Below are 18,400 nucleotides of genomic sequence, written 5' to 3'. Positions count from 1 at the left end.
GCCGGGAGGGGAGCCGCATCCGGGGGTCGGGGGCGGCGCGGTTCGTCTCCCCAGGGTTGTGAGCTGTTACTCGTTGTATGGCAGGAGGGACGGGGCGAGCCCGCTCCCGAACTCGCCGCGTGGTCGGCCAGCCGGCCTACGGGTCGTAGGGGCTCTGCGGCGGGCCCACGCCTGGTCACAGGGGATGCCGCATCCACACGTTGGGCTCGACGTACACCGCGTACCCGCGCTCCGGCTCGCAGCGCACCGGCACCAGGGCGCCGGGCACCTCGATGTCGCCCCGGGTGTCGAAGGGCAGCCCCGTCCAGCGGCGCCAGTCCGCCAGTGAGGCGGCCACCGTCATGGACGCCGGTGCCACGGAGTCGATCGTGGCACCGGCCCGGGCGTGGACCCGCAGCCACGGGTCCTGGGGCAGGCCGTCGGGACGGACCCGGTGCGCGTACTCCTCGATGGGCGTGTGCGGTTCCAGGTGCTTGGCGTTGGGGCGGACCGGGGCGACGACCTCCCGGAAGCCGCGCGCCCGGGCGTTGTCGCGCATGGCCGAGAGCATCGCCCCGGACAGGCCGCGGCCCTGGGCGTGCGGGGCGACGGAGATCGAGATCGCGCTGACGGTGTCGGGGCGGACACCGCGGCGCAGGTCGGAGAACGCCCACACGAGGACCGTGTCCCAGCCGTTCCCGGGCAGTCGGCCACGGCCCTCGGCCTGGAGGGCGAAGGGCACGCTGTAGCCGTTCGCGACGATCTCGCCCTGCTCGTCCTCGGCGAACAGGACGTACTCCGGGAGTTCGGCGGCGATCCGGGGGAAGTGGGCGGCGCCCACGAGGTCCTGGATCGTGAACTCGGGCCAGGTGTCCGCCATCCCGACGACCCGCTCCAGCATGTCCGGGCGGTCGGCGAGGCTCGATATCTTCGGCTGCATGCGATCACGGTAGGCGGGACGGCGCACGGCCGGAACCGAATTAGGGCGTGGGGGCACGGTCCGCCACCTGGGGGGACCTGGCCTGCCGTGCGGCGATGACCATGACGACAGTGGCCAGCAGGGCGATGCCGGCACCGACGTAGAGCGGTGAGGTGTAGCCCAGGCCCGCGGTGATGGCCAGGCCGCCGAGCCAGGCGCCGAGGGCGTTGCCGACGTTGGACGCGGACACGTTGGCGCTGGCGGCCAGTGCCGCTCCGTGCGCGTAGTCGGTGACGCGCGTGATCATCCCGGGCACACTGGCGAACCCTGTCACACCCATCACGAACACCAGGACGACCGAGGCGGTGGCGCTGCCGGCCAGCAGCCCGAACAGGGCCAGGGTGAGGGTGAGTCCGGCCAGGGCGAGGACCAGCGCACGGTCACGGTCGCGGTCGGCGGCGCGCCCGCCGACCAGGTTCCCGACGACCAGTCCGACGCCATAGACCATCAGCAGCCAGGCGACGTCCGCCGGGGCGAAGCCGCTGACCTCGGTGAAGGTGTAGGCGATGTAGCTGAACGCGCCGAACATCCCGCCGTAGCTGAGCGCGGTGGCCGTCAGCGTCAGCCAGACCTGCCAGGACCGGAAGGCCCGCACCTGCGCCCGCAGGCCGCTGGGCGGCGCCGGGTCCGGCTCGCCTGCCTCTGCGGCCGGCTGAAGCGGTGCCGGGTCGAATGCGGCCCCGCCCGTCCCGGTGGCCGACCGGGACGGTATCGGGTCCGACCCGCCTGTACCTGTGGCTGGATGCACCCGGCCCGCCCGCGCCGGCACCAGCGCGGCGATTCCCGCCAGTGCCAGTACGCCGATCGCGGTGACCGCCCAGAACGCCGCCCGCCAGCCCCAGCGCTCACCGACCAGCGCGCCGAACGGCACGCCCAGCACGTTCGCGACCGTCAGCCCGGCGAACATGACCGCCACGGCCTGGGACTTCTTCTCCGGCGCGACCAGACTGCGCGCGACCAGCGAGCCGATACCGAAGAACGAGCCGTGGCACAGCGCCGCGACGATCCGCCCGAGCAGCATCACCGCGTAGTTCGGCGCGATGGCGGAGAGCAGGTTGCCGACGACGAACAACGCCACCAGCCCGAGCAGTACCTGCTTGCGGGGCAGCCGTGCCGTCGCCGCGGTCAGCGCGATCGCTCCCACCGCGACACTCAGCGCGTACCCGGAGATCAGCCAGCCCGCGGCCGCCTCGGACACCGTGAAGCTCGACGCCACCTGGGGCAGCAGCCCGGCGATGAGGAACTCGGTCAGACCGATGCCGAACCCACCGAGCGCCAGCGCGACGAGTCCACTCGGCATCCGGCACTCCCCGATCGGGCACACGTCACTCGTTCAGCGACCTCACCCGTCACCTCAGCACACCGGGTCGGAGTTTAGAAAGGGCTTTCCGTCCGAGCGGCAGCCGCGTCGGCGGCCCGGTGCCGTGTCAGCCGCCGCACTGCTCCAGCATCATCCGCTTGTCCGCCGCCGTGACGGGAAGCTCGTACTTCAGCGACACCTGGGCGAAGCGCACCGCATACGCGCAGCGGATCCGCTTGTTCGGGGGCAGCCAGGACGCCGGACCGGAGTCGCCCTTGGAGCCGTTGGTCGGCCCGTCCACCGGGACGAGGTTGAGCGGGTCGTTGGCGATGGCCTCACGCTTGTCCTTCGTCCAGCGCGAGGCGCCCATCTGCCAGTCGTAGGACAGCGGCATGACGTGGTCTATCTGGACCTTCGTCGCACGGGACTTGGTCCACTCGATGACCTTCCCGGTGTACGGGTCGTGCAGCGTCAGCGACATGACGACGCAGTCCGAGCCCGACCGGAAGCGGAGGTCCTCCCCGTCGCGCTTCAGTAGGTCGTTGCGTGAGTCGCACCCGTTGCGGGCGAAGGGGACGTCGGCCGGTGCCGAGTCCATCCAGGCGTAGCCGAACTTGTCCCGGTCGTAGCCCGTCCTGGGCCCGCGCCCCTTCGTCTCCACCTTCTCGATGACGGCACGGGCCCGAGCCTTGTCCTCGGTGGAGGTGATCGCCGCCAGGCCCGGCTTCGTGCCGTCCGGGTTGTCCAGCGGGCTCACGGCCCGTCCGTCACCGGCCGCCGGCACGCCGGAGCCCGAGGGTCCGCCGCCGTCCGCGGGCGGGGTCAGGCCTTCACAGCCGGCCAGCGCCGAACCCGCGAACATCATCGCGACAGCCAGTGCCGCCCCGCCCCTCAGACGCCTCACCGTGCGCCCCTCCCTGCTTGCCTGTTCCGCCTCCGCACGGGCGGCGTGTGACTGGACCCCACGGTAGCGAGGGAGAGGTCCAGACCACATCAGACCTAAACGGGCATTCCTCGCATGCCGCGCGTATCGTCGGTTCTGAGTCACCTCCGGAGGGAGTTTTCTGAATGGGCATCTTCGACAAGTTCAAGAGCCAGGCGCGGAACAAGGGCAAGCATCGCTCCGACTCCGCGGAACAGAGGATGAACGAGCGGACCGGCGGCAAGCACGAGGACCAGATCGACGCCGGGCAGCAGCGGGTCGAGGGACAGCTCGGCATGGACCGCGACCGCGACCGCGACCGCGAACGACCCGACCAGCAATAAGGCCTCCCCCCTCAGAGGCCGTCCGCGGAGAGACAACTCCTGCGGGCGGCTTCGCTTGACCTTGACACTGACGTCAGGGTCCGACCATCGCCGCATGGCATCCCCACACTCGAAGACGCCGCGCACCGTACTCGTCACCGGCGCCGGCACAGGCATCGGCCGGGCCGCTGCCCACGCGTTCGCCGACGAGGGCTCCCAGGTCGTGGCGGTGGGCCGCCGGGCGGCGCCCCTCGCAGAGACCGCCTCTCACGACCCGGCCCGCATCAGCCCGCTCGTCGCCGACATCACGGCCGCCGACGGCCCCGAGAGCATCGTCCGTACGGCACTCGACCGGCACGGTCGCCTCGATGTGCTCGTGAACAACGCGGGCATCGTCAACACCCAGTCCCTGCGCACCTATACGCGAGCAGCCGTGGAGCACCAGCTCGCGACGAACCTCCTCGCTCCCGTCCTGCTCGTGCAGGCCGCGCTCCCGGCTCTCGAGGACAGCCGGGGCGTGATCGTGAACGTGACGACGTCAGTCGGGCAGCGCGCCTGGCCGGGCAACTCCCTGTACGCGGCCGGGAAGGCGGCCCTGGAGGTGCTCACGCGCAGTTGGGCGGTCGAGTTCGCCCCGCTGGGGATCCGGGTCGCCGCCGTGGCGCCGGGAGCGATCGACACACCGATCGGCGAGCATTCGGGCCACACCCCCGAACAGCAGGCCGCGATCCGCGCGTGGCAGCTCGCGCACACGCCGCTCGGCCGGGTCGGACGCCCCGAGGAGGTGGCGTGGGCGATCACCCAACTGACCTCCCCGCAGGCGTCGTTCGTCACCGGCGTGATCCTTCCGGTGGACGGCGGCGCGGTCGTCGCATGAGACTGACGCGCATGGCGGAACGACGTATGCGGATCGGTGAACTCGCCGAGGCGACCGGCACGACGCCGCGCGCCCTGCGCCACTACGAGCAGGCGGGGCTCATCACCTCCGAACGCGCCGAGAACGGCTATCGCCTGTACGACGCCGGTACGGCCGTCCGCGTCCGCAACGTCCGCCGCCTGCTGGACGTGGGCCTGACGCTCGACGACGTACGGGTGTTCCTGCCGTGCCTGGACGGCGACGTCACGGCCGGGCCCGCCTCTGATGAGGCGCTCCGGGTCGCCGCCGGCCGTCTCGCGGTGCTGGACGCGCGGATCGCCGCGCAGGTCGCGGTCCGCGAGCGGCTGGCGGCGGCCCTGCGCGAGGCCACCGGCGCGCGCGTGCGGCCGGTGGCCTGACAGGACGTCGGCGTCAGGAGCCCAGCACCGACGTCAGGAACTCCCCGACCCACGCCAGCAGATCGCGCCCGACCAGCGGCTTCCCGCCGACCTTCGCGGTCTTCGGGCGCGGTACCAGCACCTGGTGCGTCGCCGGCTTGATGACGACTCCGGGGTACAGGCGCTTGACCCGCAGCTCCTGCGACTCGCGCAACTCCACGGGCGCGAACCGGATGTTGGTGCCCTGGAGCACGATCTCGCCGACGCCGCACGCCCGCGCGAGCATCCGCAGCCCGGCCACGAGCAGCAGATTCTCCACCGGCTCGGGCAGCTTGCCGTAGCGGTCGACGAGTTCCTCGCGTACGGCCTTGATGTCCTCCTCCGTGTTGGCGGAGGCGATGGCGCGGTACGCCTGGAGCCGGAGCCGCTCGCCGGGCGCGTAGTCGTGCGGGACGTGCGCGTCGACGGGCAGCTCGATCTTGACCTCGAGCGGCGGCTCCTCCTCGATCTCGCCGGTCTCCAGCTGGCGGCGGTAGTCGGCGACGGCCTCGCCGACCATCCGTACGTACAGGTCGAAGCCGACGCCCGCGATGTGGCCGGACTGCTCGCCGCCGAGCAGGTTGCCCGCGCCACGGATCTCCAGGTCCTTCATCGCCACGTACATGCCGGCGCCCATCTCCGTGTGCTGGGCGATGGTCGCGAGCCGCTCGTGCGCGGTCTCGGTCAGCGGCTTCTCCGGCGGGTAGAGGAAGTACGCGTAGCCGCGCTCGCGGCCACGGCCCACCCGGCCGCGCAGCTGGTGCAGCTGGGACAGGCCGAAGGTGTCGCCGCGCTCCACGATGAGGGTGTTGGCGTTGGAGATGTCGATGCCGGATTCCACGATCGTCGTGGACACCAGCACGTCGAACTTCTTCTCCCAGAAGTCGACGACGACCTGCTCCAGCGCCTGCTCTGACATCTGGCCGTGGGCGGTGGCGATGCGCGCCTCGGGGACGATCTCACGCAGCCGGGCGGCGGCCCGGTCGATCGACTCGACGCGGTTGTGGATGTAGAAGACCTGGCCCTCGCGCAGCAGCTCGCGGCGGATGGCGGCGCCGATCTGCTTCTCCTCGTAGGGGCCGACGAAGGTCAGCACCGGATGCCGCTCCTCCGGCGGCGTCGTGATCGTGGACATCTCGCGGATGCCGGTCACCGCCATCTCCAGCGTCCTGGGGATCGGGGTGGCGGACATGGTCAGCACGTCGACGTTGGCGCGGAGCTTCTTCAGCTGCTCCTTGTGCTCGACGCCGAAGCGCTGTTCCTCGTCGACGATGACCAGGCCCAGGTCCTTGAACTTGGTCTCCGACGAGAACAGGCGGTGGGTGCCGATGACGATGTCCACCGAGCCCTCGCGCAGGCCTTCCAGGACCGCCTTGGCCTCGGTGTCGGTCTGGAAGCGGGACAGCGCCTTGACGCTCACCGGGAACTGCGCGTACCGCTCGCTGAACGTCCCGAAGTGCTGCTGCACCAGCAGGGTCGTGGGCACCAGGACGGCGACCTGCTTGCCGTCCTGGACGGCCTTGAAGGCGGCCCGGACGGCGATCTCGGTCTTGCCGTAGCCGACGTCGCCGCAGATCAGACGGTCCATCGGGACCGACTTCTCCATGTCCTCCTTGACCTCGGCGATGGTGGTGAGCTGGTCGGGCGTCTCCGCGTAGGGGAAGGCGTCCTCCAGTTCCCGCTGCCAGGGGGTGTCCGACCCGAAGGCGTGGCCGGGGGCCGCCATGCGGGCGCTGTAGAGCTTGATGAGGTCGGCCGCGATCTCCTTGACGGCCTTCTTCGCGCGGGCCTTGGTCTTCGTCCAGTCGGCGCCGCCGAGGCGGTGCAGGGTGGGGGCCTCGCCGCCGACGTACTTGGTGATCTGCTCCAGCTGGTCGGTGGGGATGTAGAGGCGGTCGCCGGGCTGGCCGCGCTTGGCGGGCGCGTACTCGACGACCAGGTACTCGCGGGTCGCGCCCTGCACGGTGCGCTGCACCATCTCGATGTAACGGCCGACGCCGTGCTGCTCGTGGACGATGTAGTCGCCCGGCTCCAGGGTGAGCGGGTCGATGGTCTTGCGGCGGCGGGCCGGCATCCGGGCGCCGTCGCGGCCCGCCGCCCGCTGACCGGTCAGGTCCGTCTCCGTCAGGACGGCGAGTCCGAGGGCCGGGTCGACGAAGCCGTGCTCGATCGAGCCGCACGTCACGTGCACGACCGACGGGGAGATCTCGGCCAGGTCGGCGTCGTGACGGGCCGCGATGCCCTCGCCGCCCAGCACCTCGACCGTACGGGCCGCCGGGCCGTGCGCCTCGGTGACGAACACCGTGCGCCAGCCGTCGGCGAGCCAGCCCTTGGTGTCGGCGAGGGCCTTGGCGGTGTCCCCGCGGTAGGTCTCCGGGGCGTGCATCCCCAGCTTCAGGGTGTCCGCGTCCAGCTCCTCGTCCGCGGCGAACGGCGACACCGACCACCACATCATGTCCAGCTCGCGGGCCCGGTCCCGGACGTCGGCGATGGACCACAGGGAGGCCGCGCCGACGTCGATGGGCGCCTCGCCGCCGCCGGCGGTGGCCGCCCAGGAGGCCTGGAGGAACTCCTGCGACGTGGCCACCAGGTCCGACGCGCGCGTGCGCACCCGCTCCGGGTCGCACACGACGGCCATGGCGCCCTTGGGCAGCACGTCGAGCAGCAGCTCCATCTCGTCGACGAGGACCGGCGCGAGGGACTCCATGCCCTCCACCGCGATCCCCTCGGCGATCTTGCCGAGCAGTTCACCGAGCTCGGGGTGCTCCTCGGCCAGGGCACGCGCACGGGCGCGGACGTCCTCGGTGAGCAGCAGCTCGCGGCACGGCGGCGCCCACAGGCCGTGCTCGGCGACTTCGAGGGAGCGCTGGTCGGCGACCTTGAAGTAGCGGATCTCCTCGACGTCGTCGCCCCAGAACTCGACGCGCAGGGGGTGTTCCTCGGTGGGCGGGAACACGTCGAGGATGCCGCCGCGGACGGCGAACTCGCCGCGCTTCTCCACGAGCTCCACGCGCGCGTAGGCGGCGGCCGCGAGGGCGTCGACGATCTCGTTCAGATCGGCGGTCTGTCCCGTCCTCAGGGCGACCGGCTCCAGGTCGCCGAGGCCCTTGACCTGCGGCTGGAGCACGGACCGCACGGGCGCGACGACGACGGAGACCGGGCCGGTCTCGGGGTCGTCGGGGCGGGGGTGGGCCAGGCGGCGCAGCACGGCCAGGCGGCGGCCGACGGTGTCGCTGCGGGGGCTGAGCCGCTCGTGCGGGAGCGTCTCCCAGGACGGGTACTCCACGATCCCCTCCGGCGGGAGGAGGGAGCGCAGGGCCGCGGCCAGGTCCTCCGCCTCGCGGCCCGTCGCCGTCACCGCCAGCACCGGGCGGCCCGTGTCGCGGGCCAGGGCGGCGACCGCGAAGGGGCGGGCCGCAGGGGGGCCGACCAGGTCGACATGCATGCGGTTGCCGTCTGCGGCCGCGTTGATCGCTTCCGCGAGGGCGGCGTCCTTGGTTACGGCGTCGAGCAGACCGTGCAGGCTCATTCGGGGATTTTTCCGTCCAGGGGTGGGCAACACGACGGGCCCGACGCGCGCCGCGGGCCGGGGGTCTCCAGCGTACGACGATGCGCGTCCGTGCGGCGGGGCTGTGGACAACGCCTCTTCCGGTCGAGCGCGTGCGGGGTCAAGAGGGAATCAGCCGCCCAACCTTCACAACATCACCCCCACCCGTTGATTTCGCCACGGCATGATCGGTCCGGTCCCCCGAGCGGTACCCCCCACCCGTAAGGCCCGGCATGCCCGCGTCCACCCTCCGGGCCTCAGAGCCCCAGCCCCACATACCGGCTCCTGTCGGCCTGACCCGCGACGATCCGGCCCCGGACCGCGCGCGGTGGGACCCGTGGATCCTCGCCGCCGCCCTGTGCGCCGCCTACGCGGCCGTCTCCGTCGGCCGTTACCAGCACATGACGACCCTCTCCTGGGACCTGGGCATCTTCGAGCAGGTCGTGAGGGCGTACGCGCATCTGCGGGCGCCGGTGGCCGACCTCAAGGGGCCGGGCTTCGACATCCTGGGTGACCACTTCAGCCCGGTGACGGCCCTGCTCGCGCCGGTGTACCGGCTGTTTCCCTCGCCGGTCACGCTGCTGGTCGCGCAGGCCGCGCTCTTCGCCCTGTCCGCCGTACCGGTCACCCGCGCCGCCGCCCGGCTGCTCGGCCGCCGCCGCGGTCTCGCACTCGGCCTCGCCTACGGACTGTCCTGGGGCGTCCAGCGCGCCGTCGACTTCGACTTCCACGAGATCTGCTTCGCCGTCCCGCTGATCGCCTTCTCCCTGGAGGCCCTGCTCGCGGACCGCCGGCGCGCGGCCCTGTGCTGGGCGCTTCCCCTGGTGCTGGTGAAGGAGGACCTGGGGCTGACCCTGGCCGCGATCGCGCTCGTCGTCGCGTGGCGGGCACGCGGCTCGTCGCCCCGGACGGTTCCGTACGCGCTCGGTGCCGCGGTGTTCGGCCTGGCGGCGACGCTGCTCGTCCTCACCGTGGTCATCCCGGCGTTCAACACCTCCGGGACCTACGACTACTGGACCAAGGTCAGCGAGTCGGGCAGCCCCGTCGACGGCCTCGGCACCAAGCTGCGCACCCTGGCCTGGCTGCTGATCCCCACCACCGGACTGCTCGCCCTGCGCTCCCCGCTGCTGCTGGTGGCCCTGCCGACGCTCGGCTGGCGCTTCCTGTCCGGGGACGAGCACTACTGGGGCACCGACTGGCACTACAGCGCGGTCCTGATGCCGGTCGTCTTCCTCGCCCTGGCCGACGCCCTCACGACCGCGCGCACGAGTCCCCGCCCGTGGCTGAGCTCGTACGCCGCCCAGCTGCCGGCCGCCGTCGCCGCTGCGGCCCTGGCGCTGACCACCTCGCTGCCGCTGGCGCAGCTCACGGAGGCCGAGGTCTACCGCAAGCCCGCCCCCGTCTCCGGCGTCGAGCGGCTCCTGGCCCGGATCCCCGACGGCGCCACCGTCGAGGCCAACGTCGGCCCGATCAGCCGCCTGACCTCGCGCTGCCGGGTCCTCTGGCTCGGCGGCACCCAGGGCATCACCCCCGGGTACATCGCCCTGGAGAACACCGACGGCAGGTACCGCGACCCCGTGGGCTACGCCCGGCGGCTGCACCCCGGCGCCGAGTACGCCGTCGCGGGCAAGGCCAACGGGTACGTGGTCCTGGAGCGGCGCACGGCGAGCTGATACCGGACGCTGCGGCCCCCGGCCGCGCAAAGGGCCCGCCCCGGAGGCGAAAACCTCCGGGGCGGGCCCGTCCTCCGCAACCCCCGTGTGCGGTGGTCCTGGCCGGCTATTCGGTCGCGATCGCGTTCAGGACGTTCATCCGGCCCGCCCGGAACGCCGGGACGAGCGCCGCGAACAGCCCCACGAACGCCGAGCTGATGAAGACGCCGATGATCGTCGGCCAGGGGATCTCCAGGACTCCCAGGCCCTCCAGGGCGAGGAGCTGCTGTGCGGTGGCGCCCCAGCCCATGCCCAGTCCGAGGCCCAGCAGGGCACCGAAGAGGGCGATGACGACCGACTCCATGCGGATCATGCGGCGCAGCTGGCGGCGGGAGAGGCCGATCGCCCGCATCAGGCCGATCTCCCGGGTGCGCTCCACCACCGACAGGGCCAGAGTGTTCACCACGCCCAGGATGGCGACGATGATCGCCAGGGCCAGCAGGCCGTAGATCATGTTGAGCAGCTGGCCGATCTGGTCCTTCAGGGCCTCCTTGTAGTCGGTCTGGTCGCGCACGGTGTACTGCGGGTAGTCGTGCAGCGCCGACTTCAGGGACTTGTAGGCGGCGTCCTGCTGCCCCTCCTTGGCGCTGGCGAAGAGCAGCGAGTCCAGCGGCATCTTGTCGGCCGGGACGTACTTGGCCATCGTGGCGATGGACGTGTACATCGCGCCCGCGTCGATCACGACGTCACTGCTGGTGATCGCCCGGACCGTCAGGTCGGCCGTGGAGCCGTCCTTGAAGGCGACCTTGATCGTGGAGCCGAGGCTGATGCCGTGGTCCTTGGCGAACTTCTCGTGGACGGACATCGAGTCGGGCTTGTAGGCGTCGGGCAGCTTGCCGGCGACCGTCTCGGTGCGCAGGTCGGTCGCGTACGACGGGTCGGCCGCCGTGATCGCCGTGTCCTTGAGCGTCTTGCCGTCGGGGGTGGTGAAGTCGGCCTTGGTCCACTTGTACTCGGTGACCCGCTCCACGTCCGAGGCCGACTTCGCGGCCTTGACCGCCTGCGGGGTGATCAGCTGGCCGCTGTCGGACTGGATGATGAAGTCCGTGCCGACGGTCTTGTCGAGCTGGTCGGTGGCGGACGCCACCATGGAGGAGCCGACCACGGACAGGCACGCCACCAGGGCGAGGCCGATCATCAGCGCGGCGCCCGTCGCGCCGGTGCGGCGCGGGTTGCGCAGGGCGTTGCGCTCGGCCATGCGGCCGACGGGGCCGAACATCCGCAGCAGGACGGCGCCCAGGACGCGGACCACGCCGCCGGCGAGCAGCGGGCCGATGACGACGAAGCCGATCAGCGACAGCACCACGCCGAGGCCGAGCCACAGCGAGCCCTCGGTGGCCTTGTCGGCCTGTGCCGTCAGGTACAGGGCGGCACCGCCGGCACCGGTGAGGACCGTGCCGATCACACCGCGGATCCAGCCGGCCCTGGCGTCCGCCGGGGCTCCCGCGTCGCGCAGTGCGGCCATCGGGGAGATCTTGCCGGCGCGCCGGGCGGGCAGGTAGGCGGCCAGGACGGTGACGACCACGCCGAGGACGAGGCCGACCACCGGGGTCGTCCAGGCCACCGTCAGGTCGTCGGTGGACAGTTCCATGCCCATCTGGCCCATGAGCTTCATCAGGCCGACCGCGAGGCCGACGCCCGCGCCCACGCCGAGCACCGATCCGACGAAGCCGAGCAGCAGCGCCTCGGCCAGCACGGAGCGGTTGACCTGCTTGCGGGAGGAGCCGATCGCCCGCATCAGGCCGATCTCGCGGGTGCGCTGGGCGACCAGCATGGAGAAGGTGTTGATGATCAGGAAGATGCCGACGAGGAAGGCGATCCCGGCGAAGCCGAGCATCGCGTACTTCATGACGTTCATGAAGCCCTCGACGTCCTTCTGGTTGGCGTCGGCGGTCTCCTTGGCGGTCTGCACCTGGAAGCCGGCGCCCAGTTCGGCTGCGACGTTCTTCTTCAGCTGCGCGTCGCTGACGCCGGAGGCCGCGGTGACGTTGACGTTGGTGTAGACGCCGGTCTCGCCGACCAGGGTCTGCTGGGCGGTCTTGGTGTCGAGGTAGAAGATCGCCGCGCCGGGGTTGGTGACGGTGAAGTCGGCGATGCCGGAGATCTTCGCGTCGTGGGTGCCGACCGCGCTGATCACGCCGATCTCGTCGCCGAGCTTCAGGTCGTGCTTGTCGGCGGTGTCGGCGTCGACCATGATCTGTTCGGGGCCCTCGGGCGCCACACCGGAGGTGATCTTCATGGTGCGGGCGTCGTTGCCGTTCCAGCTGCCGACGATGGTCGGGGCGCCGCTGGAGGGCGACAGGTTGTCCTTGTCGCCGTCGACGACGGTCACCGAGGTGGAGAACACCGTGCCCTCGGCGGACTTCACGCCCTGCGCCTTGCGGACCTCGCCCAGCACGGAGGCCGGCATGACCGGCGGCTTGCCGTTGTCGGCAGTCGTCTCACCGCTGTCGGAGGCGCCCTTGGCGCTCACCGTGACGTCGGAGGAGGTGGCCGCGAAGAGCTTGTCGAACGTCGTGGACATGGTGTCCGTGAAGACGAGCGTCCCGCAGACGAAGGCCACCGACAGCAGGACGGCGATCGCCGACAGCGCCATGCGTCCCTTGTGCGCGAGGAAGTTGCGCATCGAGGTCTTCATGACGGTCATGACGTGCGCCCCCGGGCGTCGAAGTCCTTCATGCGGTCGAGGACGGCCTCCGCGGTCGGCTTGTACATCTCGTCGACGATGCGGCCGTCGGCGAGGTACAGCACACGGTCCGCGTAACTGGCGGCGACCGGGTCGTGCGTGACCATCACGATGGTCTGGCCCAGCTCGTCCACGGACCGCCGCAGGAAGCCGAGCACCTCGGCACCGGCGCGCGAGTCGAGGTTTCCGGTCGGCTCGTCCCCGAAGATGATCTCGGGCCGGGCCGCCAGCGCCCGCGCCACGGCGACGCGCTGCTGCTGGCCGCCGGACAGCTGGGTCGGCCGGTGCTTGAGCCGGTCGGCGAGCCCCACGGTCTCCACGACCCGCGCCAGCCACTCCTTGTCCGGCTTACGGCCCGCGATGTCCATGGGCAGCGTGATGTTCTCTATCGCGTTGAGCGTCGGCAGCAGGTTGAACGCCTGGAAGATGAACCCGATCCGGTCCCGGCGCAGCTGCGTGAGCTTCTTGTCCTTCAGGCCGGTGATCTCGGTCTCGTCGAGGTAGATCTGCCCGCCGGTGACGGTGTCGAGCCCGGCCAGGCAGTGCATGAGCGTGGACTTGCCGGACCCCGAGGGGCCCATGATCGCGGTGAACTGGCCGCGTGCGATGTCCACGTCGACGTGGTCGAGGGCGACGACGCGGGTCTCACCGGTCCCGTACGCCTTCACGACCTGCCGCGCCCGCGCGGCAACGGCCGTACGCCCTCCAGTACCCCCGTGCCTGGGAATGGTCACAGCCGATGTCACGGTATGTCTCCTATATCGGTCAGCAGATGGTGAAGGCGGTCGCCTGATCGACAGCCGCTTTACGCGAGTCCGGACGACGAATCCGTCCGACGCGTTTCAGTCTCGCGGCGGGGAGGGGTCCCGCGCCCTGGTGCTCAGCGCAGTCTTTTCCTGTGGAAAACCCCACCCCCGCCGGTGTGCACAACCGCCCCCCGGCGGCATAAAGCCAGGTTAAGGACCGCCCCCCGCGCGTCTCGTCCTCCGCCGGTACGAACCCTCCCCAGGTCGTAGTACGGAGGTACCCCTAGGGGCAGTCCACCGGAGGGTGGAGGCCGTCTCAGGGTTGGCTCCACCCGTCGGCTCACTCAGGCTCCACCCTCCCGCAGCGTCAGGGTCAAGTGCGAAGCTGTCGGGCGGCAGGTAGGTGCAAGGGGCAGGCAGACACGAGGGGGAGGACCCGGGGTGGGAAGCACCAGTTCCGCGGCACGTGAGGCCGCACGTCCCGCCGCGACGGGCCGACGCGGCGCGGTCGTCGCCGCGCTGATGCTCTCGATGGCGCTGGCGGCGCTCGACGCCACCATCGTCTCGACCGCCGTCCCGCAGATCGTCGGGGACCTCGGCGGTTTCTCCGTCTTCTCCTGGCTGTTCTCCGGCTACCTGCTGGCCGTGACCGTCACCCTGCCCGTCTACGGCAAGCTCTCCGACACCTTCGGCCGCAAACCGGTCCTCGTCGCGGGATCCGTGGTCTTCCTCGTCGGCTCCCTGCTGTGCGCGCTGGCCTGGAACATGGGGGCGCTCATCGCGTTCCGCATCGTGCAGGGGCTGGGCGGCGGCGCGCTCCAGGGCACCGTGCAGACGCTCGCCGCCGACCTCTACCCGCTGAAGGACCGCCCCAGGATCCAGTCGAAGCTGTCCACGGTGTGGGCGGTCTCGGCGGTCGCCGGCCCGGGTATCGGCGGTGTGCTCGCCGCCTACGCGGACTGGCGCTGGATCTTCCTGGTCAATCTGCCGATCGGCGCGGTCGCGCTGTGGCTGATCGTCCGTCACCTCCACGAGCCGGAGCGGGAAAGCGGCGGGCACGCGCGCGTGGACTGGGCCGGCGCCCTCGCGGTGTTCGCCTGCGGCGGCGTGCTGCTCACGGCCCTGGTCCAGGGCGGGGTGGCATGGCCGTGGCTGTCGGCGCCCTCACTCGCCCTGTTCGGTACGGGACTTGCCCTGGTCGCGGTCGTGGTGCTGGTGGAGCGCCGGGCGGCGGAGCCGGTCATCCCGGGCTGGGTGTGGCGGCGCCGTACGATCGCCGCGGTCAATCTCGCCCTGGGCGCGCTGGGCCTGCTGATGGTGGCGCCGGCGGTGTTCCTGCCCACCTACGCCCAGTCGGTGCTGGGCCTCGCGCCGGTGGCCGCCGGATTCGTGCTCTCCGTATGGACGTTGAGCTGGCCCGTATCGGCGGCGCTGAGCCAGCACGTGTACCGCAGGATCGGCTTCCGCAACACCGCGATGCTGGGCATCGGAGCGGCCGCGCTGATCCTGTTCGCGTTCCCGTTCCTGCCGTATCCCGGGCAGGCCTGGCAGCCGACCCTGCTGATGCTGCTGCTCGGTGCCGCGCTGGGACTGTTCCAGTTGCCGCTGATCGTCGGCGTGCAGTCGACGGTGGGATGGGCGGAGCGCGGCACGACGACCGCGTCCGTGCTGTTCTGCCGCCAGACCGGCCAGACGATCGGCGCGGCGGTCTTCGGCGCGGTCGCCAACGGGGTGCTGGCCGCCCGGCTCGGCGGTGCGGGCGACCTCGACTCGGTGACCCGGGCCCTCGGTTCGGGCACCGCGCCGGAGGCGACCCGGCGGGCGATCGCCGACGCGGTGCACGCCGTCTACCTGGGCGCGTCCTGCGCGGCGGCCCTGGCGTTCCTGGTGCTGCTGTTCCTCGCGCCCCGGAAATTCCCGGTGCTCAAGGACTGACCGTACGTATCCTCCCGCCCATGCTGACTTTGGAACGGCTCCGGGCGGATCACGCGGACGCGCTGCTGGCCTTCGAGCTGGAGAACCGGGCGTACTTCGCCCGCTCGGTGCCGGACCGCGGGGACGCCTACTTCACGGCGGACGGGTTCGCCGAACGCCTCCGGGCGCTCCTCGCGGAGCAGCACGCGGGCGTGTGCCGCTTCCATGTCGTGCTGGACGAGGAGGGGACCCTGGTCGGCCGGGTCAATCTGGTCGACTTGGCGGACGGCTGCGCCGAACTCGGCTACCGGATAGGCGAACGGGCCGCCGGCCGGGGCGTGGCGACCGCGGCCGTCGCGCAGCTGTGCCGCCTTGCCGCCACCGACTACGGGCTGACCTCCCTCACCGCGGTCACCACCCTGGACAACCACGCCTCCATGACGGTCCTGGCCCGCAACGGCTTCACACGCGTCGAGGACACCACCGTGAGCGGCCGCCCCGGAGTCCGCTTCGTGCGGCGGAACTTGGACTTCGCGCCATCGGCACCTTCGGCGAACATGGGTTGACGCCGGTAACACCCGAGGTCAAAAAGGTAAGCGCGTACCGACCGATCAGTTTGCCGAAACCCTCGCGCAGCCCGGGTACTCCGAAGTAACGTGCGTGGCCGCCCGCCCCCCAACCTCCCTGCGGCCCGCCGCACCGGAACCGACCCGCGCAAGGAGCACCGGGATGTCCTACGACCCGCCGCCACCGTCCTACCCGTACCGCCCGCCGGAATCCTCGCCCTCCTACGACACCTACCCCTGGGTGCCGCAGCAGCCGCCCCAGCCACCCGAACCGGCCGGGCGGCGCCCTCAGCGCCACACCGCGCTCGGGCACCACAGCGACCTGCGGGTGCTGCGCAGCGCCTACCGCTGGCAGCGGCGGGTGGCCACGCTCACGGCGCTCGGCTACTTCGTGCTGTTCCTGATCCTTTCGGCGTTCGCACCGTCGTTCATGACGAGCACCGTCACCGACGGCCTGCCCACCGGTCTGCTGCTCGCGCTCGTCCAGGTCCCCGTGACCTGGCTGGCGATCGTCCTGTACGAGCAGACGGCCCGCCGCCGCGTCGACCCGATCGCGGACCGGATACGCAAGCAGTCCGAACTGGACGCCAGGCGGGAGGGAACGCGGTGACCACCGAGTTCAGCGGCAACGCCCAGTCGATGTCGCTCGTGGGGTTCACGGCGGTGGCCACGATCACGCTCCTGCTGTGTGTCATGACGGGCCCGGACCGGGACGACCTCGACGAGTTCTACACCGGCTACAGCTCCCTGTCCCCCATGCGCAACGGCCTGGCCATCGCCGGCGACTACATCTCCGCCGCGACCGTCCTCGGCACGGGCGGAGTGATCGCCCTGTTCGGCTACGACGGGACCGTACTGGCCCTCAGTACGGCGCTGTCCCTGATGCTGCTGATGTTCCTGCTGGCCGAACCGCTGCGCAACGCGGGCCGGTTCACCATGGGCGACGCGCTGACCCGCCGTATGCCGGGACGCGGCGTCCGGATGACGGCCTGTGCGGTGACCCTGGCGGCGCTGCTGCCGCTGATGGTCGTGCAGTTGGCGGGGACCGGGCAGCTGATGGCGTTCGTCCTCGGCTTCTCCGGCGAGTCGTTGCAGACGGGCTGCATCATCGGCGTGGGCGCGCTGATGATCAGTTACGCGGCGATCGGCGGGATGAAGGGCACCGCCCTCATCCAGATCCTGAAGATCGTGATGCTGCTCGGCTCCGGCATGGTGGTCGCGGTGCTGATCCTCAACCGGTTCGACTGGGACCCGGGGGCCCTGTTCGACGCGGCCGCCGCGAACAGCGGTGTGGGCTCGGCGTTCCTCTCCTCGGGCCTCCAGTTCGCGAGCGGCCCCAGCCCCGACCTGGACATGATCACCGCGCAACTGACGGTCGTCCTCGGCGGTGGCGTACTGCCGCACGTCACCATGCGCATGTACACCGCCTCCAGTGCCCGGCAGGTGCGGCGTTCGATGTCCTGGGCGGTGTCGGGCGTGGCGCTGTTCGTGCTGATCATCACGGTCGTCGGCTTCGGCGCGACCGCGCTGGTCGGCCGGGCGGTGATCGCCCAGGTCGACCCCCAGGGCAACACGGCGTACCTGCTGGGTTCGCAGGCGGCGTTCGGCGCGGACGTGTCGTCGGCGGAGACGTTCCTGTTCACGACCGTCACCACGGCCGTCTTCCTCACGCTGCTCGCCTCGGTCGCCGGGATGATCCTCGCCTGCGCCAACTCCCTCGCGCACGACGTGTTCGCGGCGCGGGTGCAGGAGATGTCACCCCGCCGCGAGATGACGCTGGCCCGCCTCTCCGCACTGGCGGTGGGCATCCCGGCGATCCTCCTGGCCACGCTCGTCCAGCACCGCAGCCTGCAACCCCTGGTGACGCTGTCCTTCTGCCTGGGCGCCTCGGCCATCGCGCCCGCGCTGGTCTACAGCCTCTTCTGGCGCCGCTACACCCGGACGGGCCTGCTCAGCACCCTCATCGGCGGCTCCCTGGCGGTCCTGCTGCTGATGCCGGGCACCAACCTGGTCTCCGGCTCGCCCGTCTCCGCCTTCCCCGACTCCGACTTCAACTGGTTCCCGTTCACCACCACGGGCCTGCTCTCCATCCCCCTGGGCTTCGCCTGCGGCTGGCTGGGCACGCTGGCCTCCGGCCGCCGCAAGTCGGAGGAACAACGCCACGAGTACGAGGCGGTGGAGGGCTGGATCCTGGCAGGCGCGATACGCAGGAACCGCTGACACGGAGAACACGACGACCGCCGGCAACGCCGACGGCGGCCCCAACAGGCGCCGTCGGCCGGTGGCCGGCGGCGCCCCGCCGACGGCGCGCAGAAGCGACGGCCGGCGGACGACAGACGGATGGCGTCGGCAACTCGCGCTAATCGGCCGACAGCCGGAGGCGGCCCCGACATACACCCGCGAGCCGGCGGACAGCACGCCCCGCGGACGCGA

The 18,400-nt window shown here is 71.4% G+C and carries 14 protein-coding genes; 8 read left to right on the top strand and 6 right to left on the bottom strand.

Translation table 11 applies throughout. From position 1 onward, the window contains the following. Window positions 1-175 precede the first annotated feature (175 nt). From MQE23_RS26475 to MQE23_RS26465, 3 genes are all read right to left on the bottom strand, one after another. On the bottom strand, window positions 176-919 hold the full coding sequence (locus MQE23_RS26475; protein WP_020277276.1) for an N-acetyltransferase: 744 nt from the start codon (window positions 917-919) through the stop codon (window positions 176-178). Window positions 920-959: 40 nt separating this feature from the next. Then, a complete protein-coding gene (locus MQE23_RS26470; RefSeq protein WP_243380474.1) occupies window positions 960-2,258 on the bottom strand; it encodes an MFS transporter in 1,299 nt (432 codons plus the stop codon). Window positions 2,259-2,385: 127 nt separating this feature from the next. Further along, window positions 2,386-3,162: an HNH endonuclease family protein gene (locus MQE23_RS26465; protein ID WP_037673973.1), complete on the bottom strand. Its 777-nt coding sequence runs from the start codon at window positions 3,160-3,162 to the stop codon at window positions 2,386-2,388. A 164-nt stretch (window positions 3,163-3,326) separates the two neighbouring features. Here MQE23_RS26465 and MQE23_RS26460 point away from each other — a divergent pair, with 164 nt between their 5' ends. The 3 genes from MQE23_RS26460 (at window position 3,327) to MQE23_RS26450 (ending at window position 4,778) form a co-directional block, all read left to right on the top strand. Continuing rightward, window positions 3,327-3,524 carry an Rv0909 family putative TA system antitoxin gene (locus MQE23_RS26460; RefSeq protein WP_243380473.1) on the top strand — a complete coding sequence of 66 codons (198 nt, stop codon included), beginning with the start codon at window positions 3,327-3,329 and terminating at the stop codon, window positions 3,522-3,524. A gap of 94 nt (window positions 3,525-3,618) precedes the next feature. Further along, the gene (locus tag MQE23_RS26455; RefSeq protein ID WP_243380472.1) at window positions 3,619-4,380 is read left to right on the top strand and encodes an SDR family oxidoreductase; all 762 of its coding nucleotides are present in this window, start codon (window positions 3,619-3,621) and stop codon (window positions 4,378-4,380) included. A 26-nt stretch (window positions 4,381-4,406) separates the two neighbouring features. Beyond that, complete coding sequence (locus tag MQE23_RS26450) at window positions 4,407-4,778, top strand: MerR family transcriptional regulator (RefSeq protein WP_243382760.1); 372 nt, start codon at window positions 4,407-4,409, stop codon at window positions 4,776-4,778. A gap of 13 nt (window positions 4,779-4,791) precedes the next feature. Here the strand turns inward: MQE23_RS26450 and mfd are convergent, their stop codons facing one another. Continuing rightward, window positions 4,792-8,325, bottom strand: coding sequence for a transcription-repair coupling factor (mfd, locus tag MQE23_RS26445; protein WP_243380471.1), 3,534 nt, complete (start codon window positions 8,323-8,325; stop codon window positions 4,792-4,794). 251 nt (window positions 8,326-8,576) lie between these two features. Between mfd and MQE23_RS26440 the strand changes: the two genes are divergently transcribed. After that, entirely contained in the window at window positions 8,577-10,016 is a 1,440-nt protein-coding gene (locus MQE23_RS26440) for a DUF2079 domain-containing protein (RefSeq protein WP_243380470.1), read from the top strand. Window positions 10,017-10,122: 106 nt separating this feature from the next. On the opposite strand, the gene MQE23_RS26435 is transcribed toward MQE23_RS26440, so the two are convergent. Both MQE23_RS26435 and MQE23_RS26430 read right to left on the bottom strand, forming a co-directional pair. Continuing rightward, on the bottom strand, window positions 10,123-12,702 hold the full coding sequence (locus tag MQE23_RS26435) for an FtsX-like permease family protein (protein WP_243380469.1): 2,580 nt from the start codon (window positions 12,700-12,702) through the stop codon (window positions 10,123-10,125). After that, complete coding sequence (locus tag MQE23_RS26430; RefSeq protein WP_037667957.1) at window positions 12,699-13,487, bottom strand: ABC transporter ATP-binding protein; 789 nt, start codon at window positions 13,485-13,487, stop codon at window positions 12,699-12,701. Before MQE23_RS26430 ends, MQE23_RS26435 begins: the two co-directional genes overlap by 4 nt. A 441-nt stretch (window positions 13,488-13,928) precedes the next feature. Between MQE23_RS26430 and MQE23_RS26425 the strand changes: the two genes are divergently transcribed. The 4 genes from MQE23_RS26425 (at window position 13,929) to MQE23_RS26410 (ending at window position 18,187) form a co-directional block, all read left to right on the top strand. Beyond that, a complete protein-coding gene (locus MQE23_RS26425; RefSeq protein ID WP_020271218.1) occupies window positions 13,929-15,422 on the top strand; it encodes an MFS transporter in 1,494 nt (497 codons plus the stop codon). 20 nt (window positions 15,423-15,442) lie between these two features. Next, window positions 15,443-15,967, top strand: a complete 525-nt coding sequence (locus MQE23_RS26420; protein ID WP_020271219.1) for a GNAT family N-acetyltransferase — start codon at window positions 15,443-15,445, stop codon at window positions 15,965-15,967. A gap of 163 nt (window positions 15,968-16,130) precedes the next feature. Next, entirely contained in the window at window positions 16,131-16,577 is a 447-nt protein-coding gene (locus MQE23_RS26415) for a DUF485 domain-containing protein (protein ID WP_020271220.1), read from the top strand. Beyond that, entirely contained in the window at window positions 16,574-18,187 is a 1,614-nt protein-coding gene (locus MQE23_RS26410; protein ID WP_020271221.1) for a cation acetate symporter, read from the top strand. Before MQE23_RS26415 ends, MQE23_RS26410 begins: the two co-directional genes overlap by 4 nt. Window positions 18,188-18,400 lie beyond the last annotated feature (213 nt).

Source organism: Streptomyces sp. HP-A2021 (genome assembly GCF_022807935.1).
GTDB classification, from domain to species: Bacteria; Actinomycetota; Actinomycetes; order Streptomycetales; family Streptomycetaceae; genus Streptomyces; species Streptomyces afghaniensis.
This window is presented reverse-complemented; position numbering and strand designations above follow the sequence as displayed.

Excerpts from the sequence above, each read along its gene's own strand:
- MQE23_RS26475 (WP_020277276.1), bottom strand. The coding sequence starts at position 919 with ATGCAGCCGAAGATATCGAGCCTCGCCGACCGCCCGGACATGCTGGAG.
- MQE23_RS26470 (WP_243380474.1), bottom strand. The coding sequence starts at position 2,258 with ATGCCGAGTGGACTCGTCGCGCTGGCGCTCGGTGGGTTCGGCATCGGT.
- MQE23_RS26460 (WP_243380473.1), top strand. The coding sequence starts at position 3,327 with ATGGGCATCTTCGACAAGTTCAAGAGCCAGGCGCGGAACAAGGGCAAG.
- MQE23_RS26455 (WP_243380472.1), top strand. The coding sequence starts at position 3,619 with ATGGCATCCCCACACTCGAAGACGCCGCGCACCGTACTCGTCACCGGC.
- MQE23_RS26450 (WP_243382760.1), top strand. The coding sequence starts at position 4,407 with ATGCGGATCGGTGAACTCGCCGAGGCGACCGGCACGACGCCGCGCGCC.
- mfd (WP_243380471.1), bottom strand. The coding sequence starts at position 8,325 with ATGAGCCTGCACGGTCTGCTCGACGCCGTAACCAAGGACGCCGCCCTC.
- MQE23_RS26440 (WP_243380470.1), top strand. The coding sequence starts at position 8,577 with ATGCCCGCGTCCACCCTCCGGGCCTCAGAGCCCCAGCCCCACATACCG.
- MQE23_RS26435 (WP_243380469.1), bottom strand. The coding sequence starts at position 12,702 with ATGACCGTCATGAAGACCTCGATGCGCAACTTCCTCGCGCACAAGGGA.
- MQE23_RS26420 (WP_020271219.1), top strand. The coding sequence starts at position 15,443 with ATGCTGACTTTGGAACGGCTCCGGGCGGATCACGCGGACGCGCTGCTG.
- MQE23_RS26415 (WP_020271220.1), top strand. The coding sequence starts at position 16,131 with ATGTCCTACGACCCGCCGCCACCGTCCTACCCGTACCGCCCGCCGGAA.